General features: G+C 31.0%; 24 protein-coding genes, 1 other RNA gene and 2 riboswitches. Of the genes, 4 read left to right on the top strand and 21 right to left on the bottom strand.

What is annotated here, in order from left to right:
- Nucleotide 1: 1 nt before the first annotated feature.
- Nucleotides 2-895 (top strand): MBL fold metallo-hydrolase, encoded by an 894-nt coding sequence (locus tag J418_RS0104210; protein ID WP_017894854.1) that lies wholly within the window; start codon nucleotides 2-4, stop codon nucleotides 893-895.
- A gap of 28 nt (nucleotides 896-923) precedes the next feature.
- Here J418_RS0104210 and J418_RS0104205 read toward each other — a convergent pair whose 3' ends face one another.
- From J418_RS0104205 to purE, 9 genes are all read right to left on the bottom strand, one after another.
- Entirely contained in the window at nucleotides 924-1973 is a 1050-nt protein-coding gene (locus tag J418_RS0104205; protein ID WP_017751319.1) for a hypothetical protein, read from the bottom strand.
- 15 nt (nucleotides 1974-1988) lie between these two features.
- Nucleotides 1989-3005, bottom strand: coding sequence for a phosphodiester glycosidase family protein (locus tag J418_RS0104200; protein WP_017751318.1), 1017 nt, complete (start codon nucleotides 3003-3005; stop codon nucleotides 1989-1991).
- A 129-nt stretch (nucleotides 3006-3134) separates the two neighbouring features.
- On the bottom strand, nucleotides 3135-4382 hold the full coding sequence (purD, locus tag J418_RS0104195; RefSeq protein WP_017894853.1) for a phosphoribosylamine--glycine ligase: 1248 nt from the start codon (nucleotides 4380-4382) through the stop codon (nucleotides 3135-3137).
- Between the two features lie 22 nt (nucleotides 4383-4404).
- Nucleotides 4405-5904, bottom strand: coding sequence for a bifunctional phosphoribosylaminoimidazolecarboxamide formyltransferase/IMP cyclohydrolase (purH, locus tag J418_RS0104190; RefSeq protein ID WP_017751316.1), 1500 nt, complete (start codon nucleotides 5902-5904; stop codon nucleotides 4405-4407).
- Between the two features lie 39 nt (nucleotides 5905-5943).
- Nucleotides 5944-6558 carry a phosphoribosylglycinamide formyltransferase gene (purN, locus tag J418_RS0104185; protein WP_017751315.1) on the bottom strand — a complete coding sequence of 205 codons (615 nt, stop codon included), beginning with the start codon at nucleotides 6556-6558 and terminating at the stop codon, nucleotides 5944-5946.
- Complete coding sequence (gene purM / locus J418_RS0104180; protein WP_017751314.1) at nucleotides 6546-7541, bottom strand: phosphoribosylformylglycinamidine cyclo-ligase; 996 nt, start codon at nucleotides 7539-7541, stop codon at nucleotides 6546-6548. Before purM ends, purN begins: the two co-directional genes overlap by 13 nt.
- 42 nt (nucleotides 7542-7583) lie before the next feature.
- Nucleotides 7584-8990: an amidophosphoribosyltransferase gene (purF, locus tag J418_RS0104175; RefSeq protein WP_017751313.1), complete on the bottom strand. Its 1407-nt coding sequence runs from the start codon at nucleotides 8988-8990 to the stop codon at nucleotides 7584-7586.
- Nucleotides 8991-9015: 25 nt separating this feature from the next.
- Nucleotides 9016-9723: a phosphoribosylaminoimidazolesuccinocarboxamide synthase gene (gene purC / locus J418_RS0104170; RefSeq protein WP_017751312.1), complete on the bottom strand. Its 708-nt coding sequence runs from the start codon at nucleotides 9721-9723 to the stop codon at nucleotides 9016-9018.
- Nucleotides 9724-10203, bottom strand: coding sequence for a 5-(carboxyamino)imidazole ribonucleotide mutase (gene purE / locus J418_RS0104165; protein WP_017751311.1), 480 nt, complete (start codon nucleotides 10201-10203; stop codon nucleotides 9724-9726). It lies immediately after the preceding gene.
- A gap of 138 nt (nucleotides 10204-10341) precedes the next feature.
- A riboswitch (purine riboswitch) is annotated at nucleotides 10342-10442 on the bottom strand.
- Nucleotides 10443-10693: 251 nt separating this feature from the next.
- Here purE and J418_RS0104160 point away from each other — a divergent pair.
- Nucleotides 10694-11281 (top strand): GDSL-type esterase/lipase family protein, encoded by a 588-nt coding sequence (locus tag J418_RS0104160; RefSeq protein ID WP_017894852.1) that lies wholly within the window; start codon nucleotides 10694-10696, stop codon nucleotides 11279-11281.
- Here J418_RS0104160 and J418_RS0104155 read toward each other — a convergent pair.
- The 5 genes from J418_RS0104155 to J418_RS0104135 all read right to left on the bottom strand — a co-directional run bounded on the left by J418_RS0104155 (nucleotide 11271) and on the right by J418_RS0104135 (nucleotide 17902).
- Nucleotides 11271-11852 (bottom strand): YdcF family protein, encoded by a 582-nt coding sequence (locus tag J418_RS0104155; protein WP_017751309.1) that lies wholly within the window; start codon nucleotides 11850-11852, stop codon nucleotides 11271-11273. The two genes, J418_RS0104160 and J418_RS0104155, sit on opposite strands and share 11 nt — an antisense overlap.
- A 151-nt stretch (nucleotides 11853-12003) precedes the next feature.
- Nucleotides 12004-13440 (bottom strand): NCS2 family permease, encoded by a 1437-nt coding sequence (locus J418_RS0104150; RefSeq protein ID WP_023625430.1) that lies wholly within the window; start codon nucleotides 13438-13440, stop codon nucleotides 12004-12006.
- Nucleotides 13441-13499: 59 nt separating this feature from the next.
- Nucleotides 13500-13599: riboswitch (purine riboswitch) on the bottom strand.
- 139 nt (nucleotides 13600-13738) lie between these two features.
- Nucleotides 13739-15394: a TaqI-like C-terminal specificity domain-containing protein gene (locus J418_RS0104145; RefSeq protein WP_017894851.1), complete on the bottom strand. Its 1656-nt coding sequence runs from the start codon at nucleotides 15392-15394 to the stop codon at nucleotides 13739-13741.
- A 24-nt stretch (nucleotides 15395-15418) separates the two neighbouring features.
- Entirely contained in the window at nucleotides 15419-16546 is a 1128-nt protein-coding gene (locus J418_RS0104140) for a metallophosphoesterase (protein WP_017751306.1), read from the bottom strand.
- Nucleotides 16547-16555: 9 nt separating this feature from the next.
- Nucleotides 16556-17902 carry an MATE family efflux transporter gene (locus J418_RS0104135; RefSeq protein WP_023625427.1) on the bottom strand — a complete coding sequence of 449 codons (1347 nt, stop codon included), beginning with the start codon at nucleotides 17900-17902 and terminating at the stop codon, nucleotides 16556-16558.
- Nucleotides 17903-18113: 211 nt separating this feature from the next.
- Between J418_RS0104135 and J418_RS0104130 the strand changes: the two genes are divergently transcribed.
- Nucleotides 18114-19307, top strand: coding sequence for a S1C family serine protease (locus J418_RS0104130; RefSeq protein ID WP_017751304.1), 1194 nt, complete (start codon nucleotides 18114-18116; stop codon nucleotides 19305-19307).
- Between the two features lie 22 nt (nucleotides 19308-19329).
- Here J418_RS0104130 and lgt read toward each other — a convergent pair whose 3' ends face one another.
- Both lgt and J418_RS0104120 read right to left on the bottom strand, forming a co-directional pair.
- The gene (gene lgt / locus J418_RS0104125) at nucleotides 19330-20112 is read right to left on the bottom strand and encodes a prolipoprotein diacylglyceryl transferase (RefSeq protein WP_017894849.1); all 783 of its coding nucleotides are present in this window, start codon (nucleotides 20110-20112) and stop codon (nucleotides 19330-19332) included.
- Nucleotides 20113-20188: 76 nt separating this feature from the next.
- Nucleotides 20189-21496: an NRAMP family divalent metal transporter gene (locus J418_RS0104120; RefSeq protein ID WP_023625426.1), complete on the bottom strand. Its 1308-nt coding sequence runs from the start codon at nucleotides 21494-21496 to the stop codon at nucleotides 20189-20191.
- A gap of 156 nt (nucleotides 21497-21652) precedes the next feature.
- Here J418_RS0104120 and J418_RS0104115 point away from each other — a divergent pair, with 156 nt between their 5' ends.
- A complete protein-coding gene (locus J418_RS0104115) occupies nucleotides 21653-22261 on the top strand; it encodes a helix-turn-helix domain-containing protein (protein WP_017751301.1) in 609 nt (202 codons plus the stop codon).
- 370 nt (nucleotides 22262-22631) lie between these two features.
- Here the strand turns inward: J418_RS0104115 and rnpB are convergent.
- From rnpB to J418_RS0104090, 5 genes are all read right to left on the bottom strand, one after another.
- Nucleotides 22632-22975: RNase P RNA component class A (gene rnpB, locus J418_RS15870), an RNA gene on the bottom strand.
- A gap of 31 nt (nucleotides 22976-23006) precedes the next feature.
- Nucleotides 23007-23723 (bottom strand): zinc ribbon domain-containing protein, encoded by a 717-nt coding sequence (locus J418_RS0104105; protein WP_017751299.1) that lies wholly within the window; start codon nucleotides 23721-23723, stop codon nucleotides 23007-23009.
- 83 nt (nucleotides 23724-23806) lie between these two features.
- On the bottom strand, nucleotides 23807-24622 hold the full coding sequence (locus tag J418_RS0104100; RefSeq protein WP_017751298.1) for a Nif3-like dinuclear metal center hexameric protein: 816 nt from the start codon (nucleotides 24620-24622) through the stop codon (nucleotides 23807-23809).
- A complete protein-coding gene (locus tag J418_RS0104095) occupies nucleotides 24613-25302 on the bottom strand; it encodes a tRNA (adenine(22)-N(1))-methyltransferase (RefSeq protein ID WP_017751297.1) in 690 nt (229 codons plus the stop codon). The genes J418_RS0104100 and J418_RS0104095 overlap by 10 nt, the downstream gene beginning before the upstream one ends.
- 24 nt (nucleotides 25303-25326) lie before the next feature.
- Complete coding sequence (locus tag J418_RS0104090; RefSeq protein ID WP_017751296.1) at nucleotides 25327-26211, bottom strand: PH domain-containing protein; 885 nt, start codon at nucleotides 26209-26211, stop codon at nucleotides 25327-25329.
- Nucleotides 26212-26250 lie beyond the last annotated feature (39 nt).

Below are 26250 nucleotides of genomic sequence, written 5' to 3'. Positions count from 1 at the left end.
AATGAAATTAAACAAGATAAACAGCAGTACTTATTATATAGATGCTCCTACTAATTCAGGTATAGTTACATTTAAAAATAAAAATTGCCTTATTATAGATACAGGTTTAAACAACAGTGCAGCAAAAAAAATAGATGATATTATCATAGAAAACAAACTACATCCCAAATATATAATAAATACTCACAGTCATCTGGATCACTGTGGTGGTAATATATACTTCCAAAAAAATTATCCGGGGGTACTGGTTTATACTTCTAAAATGGAAAAATTATTTATGGAAAATGAAGATCTCCATGCATCTATTTTATGTTCGTCTTATCCACTAAAATCAATAAATAAGAGCAATAAGCCCATTGAAGTAGATTATATACTAGACTATGGCATAAATAAAATAGGAGATGAGAAATTCAATATAATTCCTCTTCCTGGACATTCCATTGAACACATAGGAATAACAACTTCTGATAAAGTTTGCTTTTTAGGAGATTCTATATTCAGTTCTGAAATACTTGAAAAGTATTCTTTCCCATATTTATATAATATTTCAAATACATTGAATTCTCTTAAAACAATAAAGGAAATTGATGCAGATTATTTTCTCATAAGTCACTCACAAAAACCAGTTACAAAAGAAGAAATAATAGAATTAGTTGACAAAAACATTAAAAATATAAACAATTATAAGAATCAACTTTTGGAGCTTTTGGATCAACCTTTAACTAAAGAGGACATTTTAGAAAATATAACAATATTGAATAATTTGAAATTAAATTTCAATGAATACTATCTCAACCTTTCAGGAGTATCAGCCTTTATATCTTATCTGTACAACAATAGATTAATTGACTGTTCTATAGAAGACGGGAAATTATATTATTTTAAGGCGAAATAATAAATCCGCATTACTGCGGATTTATCTATTATTCAAATAGGCTTCCCAAAATCTTATTGCCATCTCTACCTATAACGCCATAATTATATACTCCAGCTAAAGTTCCATCATATTTTACAGACTTTTTTGTGGACAATTCAGTTACAGTATTATTCTGAGAATCATTTATATATATTCTTCCATCTCTCAATATATATATATTATTTTTATTTACATAATTGGGAAGTTGGTATGTCTTCCTTATAATCTTATTTGAGTCAACAATAAATATCTTGTTTATTTTATCATTTTCTCCATTACCTATGTATACCTGCTCGTTATTATCAGTTCCCAATAAATAATGCATTGCATTTTCTCCTGTAGCTATAACATCCTGATAATTGCCTATTCTTATCCTGTTGCTGCTTCTATCTTCATATACAATTTGATCTCCATCACTATTATTTATTGCTGATATATTTCCAAGTTGAATTCCACCAAATTTTATAAGGTTCATTTTCGTCATACGATCTATTCTATATATCCTGCTCCTTTCACCTTCTGATCCTGATGTCACATAGGTGACATTGCTTGCTCCGGAAAAAGTAATGTTTCTAACTTCATAATTGCTATTTGGAAGCAATATTTCAAGTACCTGATTTTCATCATTTTTACGTTCAGTTATAGAGTCCCGTTTTGCATCATAGGCTACAAATTTCAAATAGCTTGAACCGGCTCTGGAAAACTTTTCCGCCATGAGAATTACATCACTATCGAGATCCCATCTATAATATGACAGTTTTGCACCATCATCTATATCCACTTCTTTTTTAGCATTAGTATCTGTATTTACTACATATATAGTTTCATTTTCATAATAGGATATATAATTTCCATTATGAGATATTTTTATATTTTTAGCATCCTCAGGAACTTTTACTTTTATTTTTGCATGAGATTTTTTTGAAGATATATCAACCTTCTTTATATTAAAATCCATATTATCTCCTAAATAGAATTTATCTATAAAAAACAAACCAGTTAACTCTAAAATTATAGGTATTAGAGACCAGACAATTATTCTCTTAAGTAATTTCATTAAAACTACACTCCTCTAAGGTTTTACATATATTGCGGTAGCTACAGTTCTCTCACCGTTCCAGTCGCAGGGATTGTTTATTACATCACCGTCAAAATACATTGTGGATGATGAACCGCCATCCAAACTGGTAGCATTTACCACACCCCTTTGAAGAAGTATAGTTTGAACCTGCTTTAATGTAGCTCCAAGTTTGAGTCCTCTTCTTCCATCAATTACCAGCATTACAACAGTTCCATCAGCCTTTTGTCCTATTGCTGTTCTAGGATTCAGCCCTACTGCATCCACTGATACGGTTTTGCTATTTATTATAAGTGGATCTTGAAAAGAAAGTGCTTCTGTAACACCTTGATTCAACAAGTCATTCAAACTATGTTTCCCTACTATAAGTTTCCCACTTGCAGTAAAAGCAGCTACACTAGACATCTTTTCAGATGAATTAACAGAATTTATACTTTTGCCATCTGATATAACAATTCCTTCAGGAATGCCGCCTGTTCCTACCCATTGGGCGCCATTAGATGCCCTATCAGTAAAACCTCCACCATTAATGGCTGCAATGGCATTATGATCCTGGGCTATTTCACTAGTTTTCTCACCAACCTGACCTAATTTCTTGGTATACCCAATTTTTATTCTTGTTGGATCCTTTATCTCCAAAATATATCCGTCAAATTTACTTCCCGGTATGTCATATCTTTCTATTCCTTTATCATTACGGTGCTCTATAGTAACTCCACTCTGATTTTCAGTCTCGTCTCCAGATATCTCCCCACTTTTACTTTCTGCCATTATTTGATTTATCTTGTCTTTAGACAAGAAAGCTGTAGCTATGTACTGGTGGCTGAAAGTCAACATGGCTGAATTCACTATCATATTCCTAACATCTGTAAAAGGACCATAAAACACCAACAAAGGTGTAGTTATAGCAATAACTACAAGTTCATATACTAAAAAAAAGCCAATCAATCTTCTGCGCCTTCGTTTTCTACTCTTTTTGTTCTTTCTAACAGTCCTCTTTGGATTGCCCATATAATTTACCTCCATAAAAAATACTACAAATCATATTTTACTATTATCTGCAATTTTTTTCTACTAATATGATGATATTTAAGAGAATTGTAACTTTATAATAAAAAAACAAGCAGACCCTGAGGTCTGCTATTCTCCAATATCAGTTCTAAAATATTTCCCTGAAAATTTTATTTTATCCAACTTATCATAGGCAGTTTTAACAGCAGAATCAAGAGTATCTCCTATTCCATAAGTGCAGAGCACTCTTCCACCACTTGTTTTAAATACTCCATCTTCATTTTTAAGACCTGAAGCAAAAACACTTCCTGCCTCTTTTATTCCATCTACTTTAAAACCTGTTTCATACCCTAGTGGATAACCTTTTGAGGTTGCAACCACGCAGCAGGAAGCTCCATTTTTCCACTTGAGATTAAAATTTGACAGTTCTCCGTTAAGTGTAGAATCTATAAGTTCTACTAAATCACTGTCCATAAGGGGAAGTACAGCTTGAGTTTCAGGATCACCCATTCTAACATTGTACTCTAGAAGATAGTTGCCTTTTTTAGTTATCATTACTCCAAAAAATATTATGCCTTTATAGTCCATATTTTCACTTTTTATACCTTCTAAAGTAGGTGCCATTATATTCTCTTCAAAATCTTTAAGTACAGCTTCATTACAGTATGGGTTTGGCGCAATAGCACCCATTCCACCAGTATTTGGACCTTTACCTCCATCATATATCTGTTTGTGGTCTTTGGCAGATATAAATGGAATTATACATTTACCATCGGTAATTGAAAGTATTGATGCCTCTACTCCTTCTAAAAACTCTTCTATAACAACTGTCTCCCCAGATCCTTCAAATATGTCATCAATCATAAATTCCCTTATTTTAGAAGATGCCTCTTCATAATTCTGACATATTGCAACCCCTTTTCCTGCTGCCAATCCATCTGCCTTTACAACTAGTGGATAACTGCATTTCTCTATGTACTTCAATGCGCTGTCTGCATCCTTGAAACTGCCATATTCCGCAGTTTTGACTCCATATTTTTTCATAAAGTCCTTGGCAAAGGTTTTGCTTCCTTCAAGCTGGGCAGCCTTGGCGTCAGGTCCAAAGATTGCAAGTCCCCTGCTTTTAAATCTATCAACTATTCCACCTACCAATGGAACTTCAGGCCCGACAATTGTAAGAGTAATGTTTTCCTTTTCTGCAAATGCAGTCAAATTATCTATGTCATTATCTTTTATATTTACATTTTTACATTTTTTCTCTAAAGCCGTGCCACCATTTCCAGGTGCACAAAATACAGTATTCACATCTTTATTTTGTACTGCTTTCCAAGCTATAGCATGTTCTCTTCCACCTGATCCAATTACAAGTATTTTCACAGAACTTCCTCCCTACATATTTCTAATGTTTAAAATGTCTTATACCAGTAAATACCATGGATATTCCATTTTCATTACATGCCTTTATGGAGTCCTTATCCCTTATAGATCCTCCTGGCTGCATTATAGCTTTTATTCCATGCTTTGCCGCCTCTTTAGCTACATCATCAAATGGGAAAAATGCATCAGATGCCAGTACTACACCATCACCAGCTCTGTCAAGCGCCTGGCATGTAGGCCATATTCTATTAACCTGACCTCCACCAATTCCTTTAGCCATAAAGTCTTTTACCACTACAATGGCATTTGATTTGACATATTTACAAATTTTCATGGCAAATATCAAATTATTCATTTCATTCTCAGTCGGTTTTTTATCAGTTACTACTTCCGTTTTTGCAGTAAGCTTATTGTCTGAAGATTGAAGAAGCATTCCACCATCAACTTTTGCAATTTCGAAACCATTAGTTGGTTTTACATCACATTTGATTATTCTAAGGTTCTTCTTTTTCTGTAATAGTGCCAATGCTTCCTTTTCAAAATCTGGAGCTATTACTATTTCAAGAAATATCTTGCTTATCTCTTCTGCAGTCTTAAAGTCAAGTTTTTTATTTACAGCTACAATTCCTCCAAATATAGAAGTGGAATCACAGTTGAAAGTTTTTGTGTAAGCATCAAATAAGGATTCACCAATTGCAGCTCCACATGGGCTGTTGTGTTTTACAGCCACACAGCATATTTCCTCAAATTCATTTACTGCCTTCCACGCAATATCCATGTCTTTTATATTATTGTAGGAAAGTTCTTTTCCATTAAGCTGTTCAAAATTTTTCATAGGAGCATTTCCCGAAGTGGAAACATAATAAGCTGCACTTTGATGAGGATTTTCACCATATCTGAGACTTGAAGATTTTTTGTAGGAAAGAGATAAATACTCAGGATATTCTTCATCTAAAAGGAAATTTGCAATAGATGCATCATAGGCAGACATCAAATTAAATACTTTACCTGCCAATTTCTTTCTAGTGTTAAAATTCACTTCTTCATTATTATCTAGATTTTCTATAATATCAGCATAGTCATTTACATCTGTAAGAACCAAAACATCTTTAAAATTCTTAGCTGCCGCCCTTATCATGGTAGGACCGCCTATATCTATGAACTCAACTTTTTCATCAAAACTTATATTGCTTTCTACTTTATCAAAAAAAGGATATAGATTTACTACTACCATGTCTATTGGAGTAATATTCTTCTCCTTTAATGTATTCATATGTTGTTCACTGTCACGTCTAGCCAGTATACCTGCATGAATTATAGGATGAAGTGTTTTTACTCTTCCATCCAGTATTTCATCGAAACCTGTAATTTTTGATATTTCAACTGCAGGTATGTTGTTGTCTTGCAGGTACTTGTATGTACCTCCTGTGGATATTATCTCCACATCTTTATTTACCAAGAACTTTGCCAGTTCTAAAAGTCCGTCTTTATTATATACACTTATCAATGCACGTTTTATCATATTATTTTACAACCTCCATATTTACCCTGGATAAAATATTTAATCTAAAATATTGACCTTTCTTCCAGAAATCTTTACTTTTCCAAGTGAAATAAGTCTTACAACTTCCGGAAGTGCTTTGTGTTCCTCTTCTAATATTCTACTTTGAAGAGTTTTTGGTGTATCACCAAACAATACAGGCACTACTTTTTGAACTATTATAGGTCCGCTATCTGTTCCATCGTCTACAAAATGAACAGTACAGCCAGAAACTTTTACTCCATATTCAATAGCTGATTCATGAACTTTAATACCATACATTCCCCGTCCGCAAAAACTTGGTATCAAGGATGGATGTATATTTATCATCCTATTTTTAAACCTTGAAATCAAGTCACCCTTCAATATAGAAAGCCAACCTGCACAGACTATAAGATCAACTTTTCCATCTAAAATATCCAATATACAATTTGAAACTTTCTCTTTATATATTTTTCTATCGAATACATAAGTGGGAATATTATTTTTTTTTGCTCTATCCAATGCATATATTCCTGGTCTATCACATATAACTGCCTCTATAGAGCAATTTTCTATATAACCTTCATTGACAGCATCTATCACGGATTGGAGGTCTGTTCCCCCGCCCGATGCAAGAACAGCTATTTTAAACATACTTTTTTATCTCCCGTTCTTACTTCTCCTATTAAATAAGCCTTTTCTCCCATTTCAGAAAGCTTATTTATTATTCTATTGGCATCTTGAGATGATACACATAATACAAACCCTATTCCCATATTATATGTATTATACATTTCTTCCTCAGATACTCCAAGCTTCATTATATGATTAAATATTTCAGGCTTTGGAAAACTGTCTTTATTTACAAATGCAGTAAAATCTTCTTTAAACATCCTAGGTATGTTTTCAAAAAATCCTCCTCCTGTTATATGAGCCATAGCCTTAATATCAAAATTTCGTACAAGCTCAAGTACAGGCTTTACATATATCTTTGTAGGAGTCAGTAATTCAGCCCCAAAAGTTTTTCCTGAAAAATCCGCATCCAAATCTGTTATAAGTTTTCTAACAAGAGAATAGCCATTACTATGTACCCCACTTGAAGCTATTCCTACAAGAACATCTCCATTTTTTACTTTACTTCCGTCTATTATTTCATCTTTTTCTGCAACACCTACTGCAAAACCTGCCATATCATATTCACCTTCAGAATAAAACCCTGGCATTTCTGCTGTTTCTCCTCCGATCAATGCACAATCTGACTGAATACAGCCTTGTGAAACTCCCTTTACCAAATCAGATGCTGTTTTTGAATCCAATTTTCCACATGCCACATAATCAAGAAAAAATATAGGCTTTGCCCCATGACATAGTATATCATTTACGCACATAGCCACACAGTCAATACCTACAGTATCGTATTTTTTCTCGTGAAAAGCTATTTTCAATTTGGTGCCTACTCCATCTGTACCTGATACCAATACAGGATTTTTATATTTTCCAAGTTCAAACATTCCAGCAAAACTTCCAAGACCATTTAATACTCCTGGAATAAAAGTAGATGCTGAATACTCTTTCATAAGTTTTACAGATTTATATCCTTCTTCAATATTAACACCAGAATCTCTATAGGTTGCCACTATATCACCTCATAAATACATTTTTAGTTTCTACACGATTAATTATACTAAACTTTCAGATTCCTTGTCGGGGGTAGGCATTGGATAAGCTCCTCCAAAACAACCAAGACAATAATCCTTTTTTCTATTTTTCCCAAAAGATTCAATCATCCCTGGAACATCTATATATGCCAAGCTGTCTGCTCCTATTTTTTCTCTTATCTCATCTACAGAATAATTTGCTCCAATAAGATCTTTTCTATAAGGTGTATCTATTCCAAAATAGCATGGATATTGGACTACAGGTGAAGATACTCTGAAGTGTACTTCTTTTGCACCTGCTCTTCTCAATATCTCTACCAATCTTTTGCTCGTAGTTCCTCTTACAATAGAGTCATCTACAATTACTACTCTTTTTCCTGATACATTTATTTTAAGAGGATTCAATTTAACAGATACCGCTCTTTCTCGCATTTCTTTTGATGGAGCTATAAATGTTCTAGCTATATATTTATTTTTTATAAATCCAATACCATAAGGTATACCAGATGCTTCTGCAAATCCAACTGCAGCTGGAATACCGGAATCCGGAACTCCAATTACAATATCGGCATCTACAGGACTTTCTCTATATAATATTTTTCCTGCCTTTACTCTTGATTCATAAACATTTATTCCATCTATAGTACTGTCTGGTCTGGCAAAATATACATATTCAAATGCACAAGTTTTGTTCTCTATTTTTCCATCATACCTGTCAGACTTTATTCCATCTTTATCTATAGTAACAATTTCACCTGGAAGTACATCCCTTACAAAGTTTGCTCCAACTGCATCTAATGCACAACTTTCAGAAGCAAGTATATAATTACCTTCTATTTCTCCAATGCAAAGAGGCCTTATCCCATTTGGATCTCTAACTCCGATCAATTTATCCTCTGTTAATATAACAAGAGCATAAGATCCTCTGATATTGTTCATTGCACCTGAAATAGCATCCTTAAGCTCAGAATCATTGTTGTCAACAATAAGATTTAATATAACTTCCGTATCTGAATCACATTTAAAGGAACTTCCACATTTACAGAGTTCTTCCTTTACCTGTACTGCATTTACCAAATTTCCATTATGAGCCATAGCTATATTCCCAGATTTATATCTTTTTACTAGTGGTTGTGCATTCTCTACATTGCTTGATCCTGCAGTGGAATATCTAACATGGCCTATAGCACTGGTTCCTTTGAGATCACCTAATATACTTTCATTGAATACATCTGCAACAAGTCCCATATTTTTATAGCAGTTTAAATTCTGTCCATCAGATACTACTATTCCGGCACTTTCCTGACCTCTATGCTGAAGGGCATATAAACCATAGTAAGTTATAGAAGCTACATCTATATCTTTGTTGGTACATAATATTCCAAACACTCCGCATTCTTCCTTGAACTTATCATCTGAAATGTGCATTAGATTATTTCCTTTCTATAAATAATTATTTTCCACTTATTCTGCTAAGTATTTCTTCATAAGCCTCTTTTACATTACCCATATCTCTTCTGAATCTATCCTTATCCAGCTTTTCATTTGTCTTTGCATCCCAGAACCTACATGTATCTGGCGAAATTTCATCAGCCAATACTATCTTTCCGTTAAATTTTCCGAATTCCAATTTAAAATCTATCAACTTTATTCCCTGTTTCAAGAAAAATTCTTTCAATACATCATTTACAGTAGCTGTCATCTTGTATATAATTTTAAGCTCATCAAAAGTTGCAGCTCCTATTCCAACTGCATGATAGTCGTTTATAAGAGGATCTCCAAGGGCATCATCTTTATAGCTAAGTTCATATACAGTTGTCTTAAGCTCTGTACCCTCTTTCAATCCAAGCCTCTTAGCCATACTTCCAGCTGCAACATTTCTAACTATTACTTCAAGAGGAATTATATCAACCCTTTTGCAGAGTTGTTCTCTTTCACTCAATTTCTTTTCAAAATGAGTTTCAACGCCATGCTTTTCCAGCAACTCAAACAACATGGAAGTAATAGTATTGTTAAGTACTCCCTTATCTGAAATCTGACCCTTTTTTTCTCCGTTGAAAGCTGTAGCATCATCTTTATAATAAATTATAACTCTATCTTTGTCATCTGTTTCATATACTTTTTTTGCTTTTCCTTCATAAATCATTTTTCCCTTTTCCATTTATAATTCAACTCCGTTTCCATTTTCTTTAATAAATTTTTCTTTCATATTTTTTCTGAATTCAATTAATTTTTCTTTAATTTCAGGATATTTGAGAGCCAAAATCTCTACAGCCAACATACCTGCATTATAACTATTATTTATTCCCACTGTAGCTACAGGTATTGACTTTGGCATCTGAACTATTGAAAAGAGAGAGTCAAGTCCTGATATAGCTGCATTAAGTGGAACTCCTATAACCGGAACAGTAGTATTTGCTGCAATTACTCCTGGAAGATGAGCTGCAAGTCCTGCACCAGAAATTATACATTCGCAGCCTTCACTTTCTACCTTCTTTATAGTCTCCAATAATTTTTCAGGTACTCTATGTGCTGATAAAATATAAGCTTTATACTCAATATCAAATTCCTTTAAAGCTTTAGCTGCCCCCTTCATTTTTTCCGTGTCAGAACTACTGCCAAATATAATTGCTACCTTCATATGTATCCTCCTTAAAATTTATAAAACTAATTTTTATTCTAAAAATATAAAAAGTTCCGCTAAATCCATAACTATGAATCTATACGAAACCCTAAAATTGGCAAACTAATTTAAAAACCCATTAATAATATAATAATGGTTTCAAATGAGTTTATCCATAGACTGGAAATTTACGGCTTCCGGTAGAAACTCCTAAACCACATTATTAGGATTATATGGATACTCTATGTGTTTTGATACGATAATATTAACATATCATAATATAATATTCAATACGTTAATAAAAATTTATTATTTAATATTCGTATATTTTCCTGTTATATGATTAATATCATATTTAATATTCGTACCATTGTGAACATTAAATGTGATGAAAATATTTTCAAATTTTATGATAATTCATATATTTGATATATCCATAACTATTTGATATACTACAAGCATATTTTACCATTAAAATAGATTTATTATTCAGGGAGATGTGTTTTGCATGAAACTTGTATGTATAGGTGACAGTTTAACTACAGGATATGGAGTATCCATGGATGTTTCATGGATATCAATAGTAAAAAATTCACTTAAAATAAATATAATAAATAAAGGCATTAATGGAGATACTACAGCAGGAATGTTGTCAAGGTCCTTTAGGGATGTTGTAGAAAAAAATCCCACCCATTCTTTTATAATGGGTGGATGCAATGATATAATGAACAACTATTCCTTAAATATAGTGGAAGACAACTTGTATGAAATAATAAAGGAATCTTTAAATCACAACATAATTCCAATATTAGGCATAGAACCTCCTGTAATTGGTGAACTAGCTATTTTATATTGGGGAACTGACTCAAATTACGATTTGATAAATAAAAATCAGATTTTATATAGAAAATGGATAATTGATATTTGTAATAAAAACACTATAGAATATATAGATTTTTTTAAATTATTTTCAAGCAAGCTTAAATCATTAAAACCCGAAAGCTTGTACATAGACGGAGTTCATCCATCAAAACTAGGGCATGAACTTATGTCAAATTTAGCAATATCAAGGTTAAATAAAATTCTTAACCTTTAGATATTAAATAGTACTTCCAGATAGCTGGTATCTCTCTAACATATCCTATAATTTCATGTGTCTTATATTGAGATACAAAAACACCTGCATAACTAGCATCTATATGCTGCTTTTCAGACATCAGCGAAGCTCTTTTCAAATGATACTTATTTGAAACTATTACAGCTGTCTTAAAATTATTTTCCTCCATTATCTTTTTGGAATTTATTAAATTTGCCATAGTTGAAGCTGATTTATCTTCCATTATAATCCTTGATGAATTAGCACCTCTGGATACTAGATAATTTTTCATTGCCTGGGCTTCAGATATATTTTCTCCCTGCCCCTTGCCACCTGAAACAATAATATAATTTCCATATCCTCTATTATAGAGTTCAAAACTTTTGTTCAATCTCCATGCCAAAAATGGGCTGGGTGTGCTTCCATAGACCTTACATCCTAGAACAATTATGCAATCAGATTTTTTAGGTTGAGCATCTTCTCCAAAAAATACTACCTGAAATTCAGTTATTAAAACTACAACAAATACTATGGTAGTAAGACATATTAATAGTTTCAAACTTTTTTTCATATAAAAACCACCTATCTTTATTCTTACTAATAGCATAATTTATTGAAATTATAATTTCAACCATATGCTCATATATTTAATAAACTATTAATTTACTGAAGATATAAGAATAACCGATTAGAATTCTAACCGGTTATTTGCAACTTCATAATCATCCAAGCATGGCAAATCTAAATACAAAGAGTGCCGCCAGTATATATATTATAGGATGAACCTCTTTATATCTTCCTGTAACTACTTTAACTATTGGATAAAAGATTATTGCTGCTGCTATACCATTTGCTATACTATAACTAAACGGCATAAATGCTATAGCGAAGAAAGCAGGTAAAGCTTCTGTAAAATCATCAAAATTTATTTTGGTAACTGCACCCATCATAAGTACTCCGACTATTATAAGTGCTGGTGCTGTAGCCTCTGTAGGAACTATTCCAACTAATCCTGAAAAGAATAATGAAAGTATGAATAGTATTCCAACCGTACAAGAAGTAAGCCCGGTTCTTCCTCCTGCTGATACCCCTGATGTTGATTCAACATAGGTATTAACAGTACTTGTACCAAGCATTGAACCTACAGTAGTTGCAATGGCGTCTGAAAAAAGAGCTTTATGCATATTCTTGACTCTTCCATTTTTATCAACCATTCCAGCTTTTTCAGCTGTTCCAACTAAAGTTCCTATGGTATCAAACAAATCTACCAAAGTAAATGTTATTATTACCATAATCAAACTGCTGACAGCTCCTAAAGCCCCTGCCTTTCCAATACCCAAAAGGTCCTTAAAATCAAAGGCCATAAATGTAGGTGCCAAAGAAGGTGGCCTGCTTATTATATGTATTCCTGAAAGGTGGGTTACTCCAAAAGGTATTCCAATTATAGTAGTAAGAATTATTCCTATAAGTATGGACCCTTTAATCTTTCTCGCCATAAGTATCGATGTAATTAAGATTCCTATAATGGCCAATAATACATGAGGACTTGTAAATTTTCCAAAAGCCACCAATGTCGAAGCATCTGACACTACTATTCCTGCATTTTTCAATCCTATAAGAGCTATAAACAATCCAATACCACCTGATATGGCAAGCTTTAGATTATGTGGAAGTGCATCTACAATTTTTTCTCTTATAGATGTTACCGTAATTATTATGAAGATTATTCCTGAAACAAGTACTGCAGCCAATGCCTGCTGCCATCTGTATCCCATTCCAAGGCATACACTGTAAGTAAAAAATGCATTTAACCCCATTCCAGGTGCTTGTGCAAAAGGAAGGTTTGCATTAAATGCCATAATAAAAGTTCCTATTGCTGCTGCTATACATGTTGCTGCAAATACCGATGCAACTACCGGATCATTAATTGCAGAAAGCCCTGCTTTGACGGCTGCTTCTCCCATAAGTCCCCTGGCATTCATTCCCGCTTGCATCAATATGCTTGGATTTACAAAAATTATATAGGCCATAGTTATAAAAGTCGTTATACCCGCTATAATTTCCGTTTTAACTGTAGTATTGTTTTCTGAGAGCTTAAAAAAAGATTCTAAAAATGATTTCTTCTCTTGATTAGTTCCATTAGGTTTTTCCATATACAATTTTACCTCCAAATAAAAATTTCTAAGTTGAAATTTAAAAATAAATTTCCCTTAGAATCCATGTTAACGGATTCACCTATAGTCAGAGATTTTTCGCTCTCTGGTAGAAACTCTTGAGCATACTATCAAGATTATATAGATGATAATCAATGAATATTAATAATTAATATCAAGTATAATATCATATTATGTATAAGTCAATACATTGCTGTAAAAAAAGTTGTTATTATTCTTGTATATACCATACTATTACCATATATTCTACAGTATAATTCGTTTCAGTTGAAATTTTGCTTACCTATTTCACAACACTTTCTATAATTTTCTTATGTGTTTCATCAATTCCGTATATGCTAAACACTTGATTATTTATTTGTGTTTCGATATTAAGCCTTTTATCATATTTACTACATTTAATCATATTTTGAATTAAATTTTCTATATTCGTCTGTTGAGCTTTACTACATATTTTAATGGGTATCTTATCCAGGTTATATTTTTTTACATGAGGCATTGAATTAGAATTCGTAATTAAAAAATTCATATAGTACCATTGTATTAATTTTGAATTCAATATTCCCAATATATATTCACTGGAAATTTCCTCTCTATCAGGTATTATGCCATATAATGACTGCTCTATTGCATATCCCGTATTATCCAAGGCAGCTATTATACTCTTGCCGGTTTTTCTCACAATTACCTTGTTGTTATTCTTGAGTTTTTTTATATCTTTAGTTCCTCCTTTTATGTTGACATCAACAAACTCATAATAATAATTGCTCAATATCCTATATTTTTTTATATTTTCGCCTTTTATTATTTTAATCTGATTCTTATTTTTTCTGATTTTAGTAATTAAACTTTTAATACCGATAAATCCTGTAAAAGTTATACATAAGTTTCCCAATTTAATACTATTATCTTCTATAATACTTTTTATATACTCATTTACAGGTTCTAAATCATATGAAAATTCCAAATTGGGATTTTTCATATAATCAATCTGATTTACAAAATAGCTGCGTATATTATTAATTTCAATGGTACATTTATTATCAGGAGTATAACTATTTTCTGCTATAAATATCATGGTATCTGTATTTATATTTGGAAACTTTATCTTAAATCCCAATCTAATTATATTATAGTTTCTCAATATATACTTTCTAAGATTTACATACTGAAGATTATTTGCAAATCTATCAGGAATTATAAATCCAATCCTTCCTTTTAAACTTACAACTTCAAATGATCTTTTTATAAAATATTCATATAAATTAGGAAGATATCTGCCTCCCTGGTATTCCTTCATATAATAATCAATTAAATCTTTTTTTATATTATTTCTGAATCTTCTGCTTAAAGAAACCCACGGTGGATTTCCAATTACATAGTCATATTTCCTTCTCCAAAATTTATTTATTCTAAAAGAATTATTAATGTTAAAATATTTATCCAACTTTATGAGACTATTGCAGCAAACTATGTTGTTATCTAAATTCATCCTCGTTTTAGATACTAAAGTCAAATTGTATATAGTAAGCTCTACAGCTTTAGGATCTATATCTGCTCCATATATACAATTTTTAAGTATATGATATTCTAAATTGCAAATATTCCAATATTCATTTCCATATACAATTTTTTGTCCAAATGAGGTATCTATTACATAAGGTCTATTTGAAAATTTCAATCTAAGTTTTTCTAAACTTATACTAAACTTGGAAAATAAAAATTTATATGTACCTATTAAAAAATATCCACATCCACATGCAGGATCCAATATTTTTACAAATGGATTTTTTAAAACATCCAAATTACCCATTGTATACTTTAATATATAATCTATGATAAATGGAGGCGTATAAAAGGCCCCCTTGATTTTACGTCCTTTTTTATCTAATGAATTTTCATATTCATATCCCAATAAATCCACATCATCTATATCCATTACTAACTCTTCCCTAAAAATATTTTATAAGAACTTTACTAAAATCTGGACAATCTCAGATTTACTTCCAAGCCTTATAGGCGGACCCCATGTCCCGAAGCCACAAGATACTATGCAGTTAAAACTGCCATCTTTCAAATGTCCATAATCTATTTTAAATACTTTTTTTGTTATTAAATTATTAGGATACATTTGTCCTTTATGTGTATGTCCTGATAATTGAATATCCACCCCGTATTTCTTGCAATTTTCCAGATCTAAAGGCTGATGATCAACAAGTACTACAGGTTTTTTCAAGTCCAAAGTTTCCAGTAGTTCCTCCACTGTTTTCCTTGAAGTCTGTTTGCATATCTCACTATATTTGTCATTTCTTCCAACTATATAAAATTTATCATCTATGTTCTTTGCAGTATCTTCTAATAAGTTTATTTTCAATTTTTTATAAATTGGCCTTATATCATATGTATTTGATCCAATATATTCATGATTTCCATATACAGCATATATTCCATATCTACTCTTTATATTTTTAAAGTATCTTAGAATATCATAACAATCATCCATATTCATATCATCATCAATTATATCTCCAGCTAAAACTAAAACATCTGAATTCATAGAATTGATTCTGTCAACCATTGCTTTCAATCTGTTTTTTCCCATTAACCTTCCAAGATGAATGTCTGACACCATCACAATATTCAGTTTGTCAAATTCCTTAATACTTTTATTTAAATTTATATTATACTTAGTGACTTTTATACGCCTTGCATTGAATGTCCCCAATATTAAAATAAATGATATTACACCTACAGCTATTAAATCTGAAATTATTATACAATCATAATATTTTATAATATTGATCAAGATTAATATTCTTAAAATTCCAATTATAATTGAAGCCATTACAGCATATAATAATATGGCCATCCAATAAGATCCTATAAAATAAATAGTCTTGTTAATTCTCTTAAATGGTATATTGGGTTTGTATCTTTCAACTACGAAAGAAAAAGCAACTACAATAAATATAAACCAGTATAAATACAAATTAATATTAGGCATGAAATATTTAACAATGTTTAAGATTCTAAATCCTAAATATAAGTTAACAATAGTATATACTGCAAAGAATACATTCCTATTTAACATAAAATCACCTTACTGCTTTTTTAAATTTAGTTTTTTAACTTCAATAAATAAAAATACTGCTGTAAGTACAGACGATACTGTATCCGATACTGGTGCAGCTATCCACACTCCATTAAGTCCAAATATTTTCGGAAGCAGCATTATTAGTGGAATGAGAACTATAACCTGCCTTAACAATGCTAAAAACATAGATATTTTAGCCTTTCCTATTGCCTGAAAATAATTGGAACTTACTATTTGAAATCCTACTATAGGATACATAAGCATAAATATCTTTATCCCATTTACAGTTATTTTGGTCAAATTCATATCAAATTTATTAAAAAGCGAGACCAATGGATATGGAAAAATATGAACACTTACTGCTCCTGCCGTAGCTATAACTGTTCCTGCTATAATGGCAAGTTTTAATGCTTCCTTTACACGGCTATATAACTTCGCCCCATAATTAAATCCAATTATAGGCTGTGAGCCTTGATTAATTCCAAATATAGGCATCAGCACTATAGTAGCTATACCATTAATTATGCCCATGGCTCCTATAGCTAAATCTCCTCCATATATACCTAAACTTCTATTTAGTATTATATTCACAAGACTTGCCGCAATCTGCATAGCAAAAGGTGCCATTCCTATGGAGAATATACTCATAACCAAATCTTTTTTAAGGAATAAATTATGCTTTCTTATTTTAAGCATACTGTTTCCCTTAAAAAAATAATAAAGCACCCATAGCATATTTATGGCTTGTGATATAACAGTAGCTACAGCTGCACCTCTTATACCAAACTTTAAAATATATATAAATATAAAATCCAATATTATATTTGAAACTGCACCTACTAGCATAGTAGACATTGCCTTTTTAGGATTTCCTTCTGATCGTATTATATTGTTCAATCCAAATCCTATAACTTGAAATATTGAACCAGCAAGCAGTATTACAATAAACTGTTTAGCATATTCTATAGTATTATTAGTTGCTCCAAATGATATGAGCATAGGCTCTAAAAATACAAGTCCCAAAAATGTTACTATTATTCCAACTATAATTAAGAGAATAAGTGCATTTCCCAATATATTTTCTGCTTCACTTTTTTTATTCTGCCCAAGTCTTATAGAAATAGTAGCTGCTGATCCGATCCCAACCAACATAGAAAATGCCATTATAAGTATTACTATAGGAAAAGTCAAACTAACCCCTGATATCGCCATGGCTCCTACCACTCTTCCTATAAACATCCTGTCTATAACAATATACAAAGAGTTAACCAACATACCAACTATAGCTGGTATAGAAAATTCCAAAAGTAGTTTGCCCACTTTTCCATCTTTCAATTTAATTGAACGTTCCAACAAAAAACACCCCCTAATCATAAATAAAAAGCACTTTCACATCAAATAATTATAACATAAAGATTTAATTATTTATTAAAAAGATTTTAACCAGCAGCATCTAATAAACAAAATTGTCATAACTAATTAACATTTCTGACATGATAATGTAACAAAACATGGATATTATATAACTATAAAGTGCATTAATAATCAAAAAGGAGGTAATTACATGGAATCAAAAAATAATATTTTAGATGGCAAATTCAAAGGTAAGAAGTTTTTATCCTATATTGCAGTAGCCATAATTGCAAGTTTAATCGGAGGAAGTATATGTGCATCTGCATTTTTATATATTGTTCCCAATACAAATTTTTTCAAGAATACACCACTTTATGAAAGTATAAGAGCTAATACTATTTCAAATCAAGCTACTACAAAATCATCACAGCAGGCCTCTCCAATATCTACTTCTAATGGAACTGGTCTCACTACAGCAGAAATAGCAAAAAAAGTCAGTCCCGCAGTTGTAGGTGTATCAGTTAAATCCATAGTTCAAAATGATTCTTTCAGTAATTCTTTTGGATATTCAGATGATAATGACAGTGGAACAAGTGAACAGGATGGAATGGGGTCAGGAATAATAATAAATTCTGATGGATATATACTTACAAATTACCATGTAGTACAAAATGCTCAAAGTATAAATGTAATATTAACCAATAAAAAACAGGTGTCAGCAAAATTAGTAAATTATGATTCAAATCAGGATTTAGCTGTAATAAAGGTTACATCCAAAACTACAATGCCTGCTATAGCAGAACTGGGAGATTCCTCTAAGGTTGAGGTAGGAGATCCTGTTGTAGCTATTGGAAATCCTTTAGGTACAGAACTGCTTGGTTCTGTAACAAGTGGAATCATAAGTGCTACAAATAGAGCCATTTCAGTAGGAAATACTAAACAAAGCTTTTTACAAACTGATGCGGCTATAAATCCAGGTAACAGTGGTGGTGCACTAGTTAATTCAATGGGGCAGGTAATTGGTATAAATTCTGCTAAAATAGGTGGAAGCGGTGTTGAAGGTATAGGTTTTGCAATTCCAATAAATACAGTAAAATCAAAATTAAGCGGTCTTTTAAAACCGTTTCTTAAATTAGGGATTGCAGGCAGAGAGATTGATTCTACACTATCACAACAATATGGTATTCCAAAAGGTGTGTATGTAGTAGAAGTTGAAGAATTCAGCTCTGCTGAGAAGGCCGGTATAAAAGTTGGAGATATAATACAAAAATTTGATGGAAAAAGTATAAGCTCGGTAAATGATATAAATACATTGAAATCCAAACATAAATCAGGGGATATTATTTCCATAGTAGTATCAAGAAACAATTCTACAAAAACATTGAGTTTAACACTAACAGAATAAAAATAGGAACTGTTCTATTGAATCATTCAATAGAACAGTTCCTATTTTTTCTTATATTTCTTATAACTATTATAAAAAATATTATACTGCATAATATGCCCAATAAGCTTACAAGCTGGGCAACTCTTATTGGACCCAGCATCAGACTATCCGTTCTAAGCCCTTCAATAAAGAATCTTCCAAGAGAATACAATCCTATATATCCAAATATAACAGTTCCCCTTGGATGATTTCTTCTAAAAACATATACCAGTATAACACATACTATCATATCCCATATGGATTCATACAAAAAAGTAGGATGATAATAAATACCTCCTATATGCATACCTTCCTGTATAAATGCAGGAAATTTACTTATAAATTCATAACTTACTTGTCTGCCATGAGCTTCCCCATTAAAAAAGTTTCCCCATCTTCCAATAGATTGGGCAAGTATTATAGATGGTGCAACCAAATCCGCTACTTTTATAAAGTCCTTGTTTTTACAGAAGGTATATATATACACGGCTGCAAGGCCCAATATAACTCCACCATGTATTGCAAGACCTCCCTGCCTTATATTAAATATATCAATAGGATTATACATGTAATCCCTAAATTGAAATATAACATAATAAAGCCTTGCTCCTACTATTCCAAATGGGAAAGCTATTAAAAAAATATCTACGATCAAATCAAAACTATAGTTCTTCTTTTTACAATTAAAATTAGCTAGAATCAAAGCTGCCATGACTCCTATAGCTATGATTATTCCATACCATCTAACTTGAAAATTACCAATAGAAAAGGCTATTGGATTCATATATGTCACATCCTCTACTAAAAGCATAGCCTTATTATATCAATTCACAATTCAATTTACAATTCATCATTGGAAATTAAATGGAGTTGAATATGAGAAGAACTGCCATCACTATAAGTATTGCTGCAACTATACAAGCCCTTATATTTATAAATAAATTATTTTTATATTCTCCCATCAGCTCTTTTTTATTAGTTAGCATTACTAAAAATATAAGAATTGGAGCCATAAGAAATCCACTTATGACCTGAGCCAGAAGTGTAATATAGTTCAAGTGCAAATTAGGTATTAAAACTATGCAGGCTGCTATAACTACGCTTCCTATATATACTCCATAAAACTTTGGGGCTTCGGACAATTTTGAATTCAGACTTTGTTTCCATCCAAAAGCTTCAGATACACACCATGTAGTGGATAATGATATAGTAATAGCTGCCATAAATCCCGCATTAAATAGACCTATTCCAAACAAAATGCCTGCCGTCCTACCCATATGACTGCTAAAGGTAAGTATAAGTTGTGCAGGGCCAAGTGTCTCTATATTATTTACTTGTCCAAAAAGTGCTGCGCCAGAAATAATAACGCAAGCTGCAATTACTACCTGTACTATACATCCTATAGTTGTATCTATACGTCCCAATCTAATATGGTCTTTAACAATTCCTTTATCTATACACGCATTTCCCTGAAAGAATATCATCCATGGAGCTACTGCATTACCTATTATAGCTACTATATACCAAAACAGATTTTGGCTTTCCTTTGGATAATTCCACGCTATAAATGTATATGCTATATTTTTAATGCTGGGATGAGTCATGAATGCAATTATAATAAAAACGATATTAAAAAATCCAATAAACAATGTAAGCCTTTCCTTGGTCCAATATCCTGCCATAGTAATAACTGACAGCACAAGTACAAGACTTATTAAAACACTGACCCACATAGGAAGTCCAAGTACAACCAATCCTGCAGACATACCTATGAATTCTGTAGTCAGCATAAGTATATTTTCCATGCATATGGTTGTAATGTGATACTTTATCCATAAATTTCCATAATACTTTTTAATAAGACTTGTAAAACCTGTTTGTGTTACAACACTAAGTCGCATTGACATTTCTTGAACAGTATAAGTAATTATTACCAGACAAATTGAAAGAGGTATAAAAAGGCTTATTCCAAATTTCATACCTGTTACAGAATATGAAATTAGTCCTCCTGCATCATTATCACCTATAGCTGCCAAAAAACCAGGGCCAATAAGTGCCCATAAAAACAATAATTTGTTTTTCATACCCTTTGTATCATTATCAACAATATCATCAAATTTAATATTTTTCTTTTCCAAATTTTCCTGTAACTCACTCACTTTTGCCATCTCCATTCAGTAAAAGTTTTTTGTTTTATCGCTAATATATACTATACAAAAACATCAAAATTGTTTCTTATATATCAAATTAATATTGAAATTATCTCAATATTCTTATATATAAAGCATATAATATATTGATAACATTTTATGGAGATGTTCATTATGGATGAAAATTTCAAAAAATCTCAATTAGGAGATACTTTAAAGGTGTTTTTAAAGGATAATTCAATGTCAATGAGAAAACTAGGCAAACTCACAGGTATAGATACTGCAACAATTTCAAGAATCATAAATGGTAAACAATCTGCGAATATAAATCATATTGAAAAATTTTCAAAGTATCTTAATATACCTATGGAAATTTTACTAAGGTCTGCTGGATATGATATAGGTAATAATGAAGAAAACACCTCTCAAATATTAAAAACCATAAATTCATTGAATTATAAATGTGATATAAAAAAAATAAAAGAAGAATTAAATAAATATGAACAATACGCCCTTACAGACGAAGGCAAAAACATAATATATAAAAATTTCAATAAAAAAATAGCCAGTATCAATGGAAGTGGATTTTTCGTAGAAAAGCTAAAAAATATGTACAATCAATTTTTAAGTGATGATGTTTCTGAAGAAACACGTCCAATAATTGGCAGTGTTCTCCTATATTTTATACTTTCTACAGATATCATACCAGATTATGTATTTCCCATTGGATATATAGATGACATTACTGCTTTAAAATTAGTTGAAAAGCGGCTAAAAAATTAAAGGTCCTAGAGCTAACTAGAACCTTTATTAAAAAAGTTTTTCAGCGAAGAATTATTGCTACGTTTACATTATATACGACTATGTAATTTACTTCAATATATAGGATAAATTTATATATATAACTTGGTTATTACCTCTATTTGATCTTTAAATTTTATTGTATAATTATGTCTCTCTTTTATTTTTCTTTTTTCAGACATGATCAATTTCATCTTAAAGTAAGTATATAGAAAAATACAAGATTCCACAATTTAAGATATATAAATAAAAAAGCCACTGAAATCATATCAAAATCAATTGATGATTTTGATTGGTATGGCAAATCGGTGGCAAAATTAAAAACACTAAGCCATAAAGCCAGTGTTTTCAATGTACGACCAAACCTATAAGCCGAGTTCTGTATTAGACAATCATCTATCTAGACCTATTGTTACCAATAGATTCAAGCGATACTACCCGAAAGCGAAGCGGGCCACCTCTTTATGCTTTCCTATTCGATCTTGCTCCAGATGGGGTTTACATAGCCGCAAAGTCACCCTTGCGCTGGTGAGCTCTTACCTCGCCTTTCCACCTTTACCGAAAAAATTCGGAAGTATATCTCTGTTGCACTTTCCTTCAAGTCGCCCTGACTGGGAGTTACCCAGCACCCTGCCCTATGGAGCTCGGACTTTCCTCTCCTGCATATAATGCAGCAGTGATTGTCTGGTTTACTCGCAAGTAAAATCATATCATACTTTTTTATAATTTACAATGATTTTTTTCTATAGTGAATTATTCTGCCGCAATTATCACAATAAACTGTTTCTTTATCCTTCTTTACATTGTCTATAGTAATAGCAGACACTTTCATAAGGCATCCAAGACAAACTCCATTATCTGATAATTTTGCTGCTCCAGTTCCTTTTATTCGTGATATTTCATTAAATTTTTCAAGAAGATCTTTCGGTACCTGTCTTTCCAAAGTAACTATTCTATTTTTTGAATCTTCTATATCTCTCCTGTTTTTTAATAAAACTTCCTTGTTATTTTCTCTATACTCATAAAAATTATCTCTAAGTTCAACTAATTTTTTTCTTATATCAGATTTTTTCTTTATAAGATCATCTTCTTTATACAATAAGTTTAAACTTTTATCTTCCATATCTTTAGCTTCTTCTTTTTTAGTATTAATAGACTTTTCCAAACTTTTTATTAATTTTAAATCATATTTAAAATTGCTGTATAGCTTATTTTCCTCTTCTTCTATTTCATTTTTTAATTCGTCCAATTTTAAACTTACAATTTCTATGTCTCTTTTGTTGTCTTTTACTTCCAAATCCAATTTCATATAAATTTTTTTCTTTTTTTCAAACTCCAATCTAATTTTCTTCATATAACTGATATTTGTACTATCCTTTATTGCTTTCTCTCTATTCTTTATAATTCCTCTGTTTTCTTGAATCTCAATTAATAAGTCTAGCATATAAACTCCTCCTATAAACTATCTATTTATTAAAATCTATTATTCGATAAAAAAAGTAGAAATGAATATATTAATACTCACTTCTACTTATATTTATAAGGATCTCTATTAACTTTTGATAAAATAACATTATTTTTAAATCCCATGGACCCTAGTCTATTCTTCAAATAATTTGATACTACACAAATAGAAGGCCATTCAGTTCCAAAATGACCTGCATCTATGACAGCTATGCCCTGTTCATTGAAATCACTTACATAGTGATAAGTAGTATCCCCTGTTATAATGCAATCTGCACCTAACTTTTTAGCAAGATTGAAGTAATCTTGACCGCTTCCATTTATAACTGCTATATTCTTTATTAATTTTTTATCTTGTCCTGAATACCTTAGATATTTCAATCCAAGTTTTTCCTTTACTTTATTACAAAGTTCATCCAGCGTAATAGGCTTTGAAATTTTAGCCATTCTTCCTATACCTGAATTACTTCCAAAACTATCTTCATTACTTGAATGTTCCATAATACGAATATATTTAAAGTCAAGAATCTGCATAATTATATCATTCATTCCACCTAATGTAGAATCCAAATTTGTATGACTTGAATACACATTTATATCATTCTTAACAAGTTCTATTATTTTTCTGCCAATTAAAGTATCAGTAGTTATTGAATTTGGCTTTTTAAATAGCAATGGGTGATGTGTAAAAATCATATTGCAACTGTTTAACTTTGCCTCTTCAATTACATCCAAAGTACAGTCTAATGCCACTAAAATAGATGTAACTTCACTTTTCATATCACCTACCATAAGTCCAACGGTATCATAGCTTTCCTTAAGCTTTGAAGGGGCATATTGTTCCATTATTGTATCTATATCCTTCACCATTAGAGGCATTCAATCAACTCCTGTAATCTAAGTATCTTATTTTTTATATCCAATTTTCTCTTTTTGGCCAAACTTCCATCTTCTTTAATATAATTTAATATAGTCCTGTATTTATCAATTTTTTTGTTTATAAATCTATTAACAAGAGGATTCTTCTTTTCTATTAATCTTTTCCCAACTTCATAAAATATAGTATCTATATTATTTTTATTTTTAGCATATTTTACTTTTATTATCTCATAAAATATATTTTCGTCAATACATAGTTCTTCATCAACTATGGTAAATCCCATTTTATATATATATTCTCTCAACACTTCCGGATTTTGTATTGGCTGAAGTATTAAAGTATTCACACTTTTGAAAATGTTTATATTTTCATTTATTATATCTCTTATGAGATTTCCACCCATTCCTGCAATTATAATTTCCTGTACTTCACCAATATTTATAGTGTTAAGTCCACTACCAAGTCTACATTCTATTTTATTCTGGAGATCCTCATTCCTAATATTAATTTCTGCTTTTCTTATAGGACCCTTGTTTATGTCTGAAGCTATTGCCCTGTTGCATATATTATTTTTAACAAGATATATTGGAATATAGCCATGATCCGTTCCTATATCAGCTGTACAATTACAATGATCTACCATATTACAAATAGCTTTTAATCTTGAACTAAGCTGCATTTATCTTCTCCATTTCTAACGACTTTAAAATAAAATAATTATTCTAAATTGGTTTATTAAAAACAATAAAGTTATTAACAATGCTATATAAATAAATTTATAAGAAGATTTTTTATCATATTTCCCAAATAGAGCACCTGCATAATACATACAAAACAACACAGCCATATTAAGCAAGCCATATGCCATTTGCTTAAATGCAAACTGTTTTCCAGTCCCAAATTTACATGGTGTAAAATCAGTATTAAAATTAAGTGGCATTCTAGCTGGAATTTTATCTGTCAAGTACATTATTATAGGATTCAGTGTAATTATCAATGCCAAAATTGCTGTAATGATAAATAACATAAAAAACCTTTTATCTTTATGAAAATTTATATTTTTATTTGAATCAGCACTCCAAGATGAATTTTCTATACCCCTATTTTTAAGCCCACTTTCAAATTCATCAAATTTTTCAGGTGAAACTGCATAATTCATATTAGGAGTATTTAGGTAAATTACATTTTTTGTAGAAGTAACAAACATATATGTAGTGCCTATCTTATCTACAAAGGATTTTCCAATATTAAAGCTGTTTTTCCCATGTCCTGATAACTTCACACCTTTTATGGGGCCTTTAGATTTTTGATAGGCCTTAATTGATTCAAATGCTATTTTTTCCTTTTTTAAGCCTAAAGCAGTATTTATATATATATTATCCTCATCCATGGAATAATTTAAAGTCCTACATATAAGCATGTAATATATTTGATATATATTATATACAGTCAACGCCAGTTTCATCAAATTAGACAATTCATAGGAATCTATGAATTTATATATTAATATAAAAATCACGTCATATAAAATTGTAATTCCTAAAATTGAATACATTCCTATTCCCTTTAAGGATTTATAATTTTTCACATCATCACCTTCCTAGATATAATTATAACACAAGTTGTA

Source organism: Clostridium tyrobutyricum DSM 2637 = ATCC 25755 = JCM 11008 (assembly GCF_000359585.1).
In the GTDB taxonomy this organism is placed as follows: domain Bacteria; phylum Bacillota; class Clostridia; order Clostridiales; family Clostridiaceae; genus Clostridium_B; species Clostridium_B tyrobutyricum.
Note: the sequence above shows the minus strand (reverse complement) of the source record. Positions and strands in the feature narration are given on the sequence as shown.

What these genes read in the sequence shown, in the direction of transcription:
- J418_RS0104140 (WP_017751306.1), bottom strand. Translation starts at nt 16,546, where the DNA reads ATGTTAAATAGGAATGTATTCTTTGCAGTATATACTATTGTTAACTTA.
- J418_RS0104160 (WP_017894852.1), top strand. Translation starts at nt 10,694, where the DNA reads ATGAAACTTGTATGTATAGGTGACAGTTTAACTACAGGATATGGAGTA.
- purN (WP_017751315.1), bottom strand. Translation starts at nt 6,558, where the DNA reads ATGTTTAAAATAGCTGTTCTTGCATCGGGCGGGGGAACAGACCTCCAA.
- purC (WP_017751312.1), bottom strand. Translation starts at nt 9,723, where the DNA reads ATGGAAAAGGGAAAAATGATTTATGAAGGAAAAGCAAAAAAAGTATAT.
- J418_RS0104120 (WP_023625426.1), bottom strand. Translation starts at nt 21,496, where the DNA reads ATGGCAAAAGTGAGTGAGTTACAGGAAAATTTGGAAAAGAAAAATATT.
- purE (WP_017751311.1), bottom strand. Translation starts at nt 10,203, where the DNA reads ATGAAGGTAGCAATTATATTTGGCAGTAGTTCTGACACGGAAAAAATG.
- lgt (WP_017894849.1), bottom strand. Translation starts at nt 20,112, where the DNA reads ATGAATCCAATAGCCTTTTCTATTGGTAATTTTCAAGTTAGATGGTAT.
- J418_RS0104155 (WP_017751309.1), bottom strand. Translation starts at nt 11,852, where the DNA reads ATGAAAAAAAGTTTGAAACTATTAATATGTCTTACTACCATAGTATTT.
- J418_RS0104205 (WP_017751319.1), bottom strand. Translation starts at nt 1,973, where the DNA reads ATGAAATTACTTAAGAGAATAATTGTCTGGTCTCTAATACCTATAATT.
- J418_RS0104145 (WP_017894851.1), bottom strand. Translation starts at nt 15,394, where the DNA reads ATGGATATAGATGATGTGGATTTATTGGGATATGAATATGAAAATTCA.
- purH (WP_017751316.1), bottom strand. Translation starts at nt 5,904, where the DNA reads ATGATAAAACGTGCATTGATAAGTGTATATAATAAAGACGGACTTTTA.
- purF (WP_017751313.1), bottom strand. Translation starts at nt 8,990, where the DNA reads ATGCACATTTCAGATGATAAGTTCAAGGAAGAATGCGGAGTGTTTGGA.
- J418_RS0104105 (WP_017751299.1), bottom strand. Translation starts at nt 23,723, where the DNA reads ATGCTAGACTTATTAATTGAGATTCAAGAAAACAGAGGAATTATAAAG.
- J418_RS0104100 (WP_017751298.1), bottom strand. Translation starts at nt 24,622, where the DNA reads ATGCCTCTAATGGTGAAGGATATAGATACAATAATGGAACAATATGCC.
- J418_RS0104210 (WP_017894854.1), top strand. Translation starts at nt 2, where the DNA reads ATGAAATTAAACAAGATAAACAGCAGTACTTATTATATAGATGCTCCT.
- J418_RS0104130 (WP_017751304.1), top strand. Translation starts at nt 18,114, where the DNA reads ATGGAATCAAAAAATAATATTTTAGATGGCAAATTCAAAGGTAAGAAG.
- J418_RS0104095 (WP_017751297.1), bottom strand. Translation starts at nt 25,302, where the DNA reads ATGCAGCTTAGTTCAAGATTAAAAGCTATTTGTAATATGGTAGATCAT.
- J418_RS0104200 (WP_017751318.1), bottom strand. Translation starts at nt 3,005, where the DNA reads ATGGGCAATCCAAAGAGGACTGTTAGAAAGAACAAAAAGAGTAGAAAA.
- J418_RS0104115 (WP_017751301.1), top strand. Translation starts at nt 21,653, where the DNA reads ATGGATGAAAATTTCAAAAAATCTCAATTAGGAGATACTTTAAAGGTG.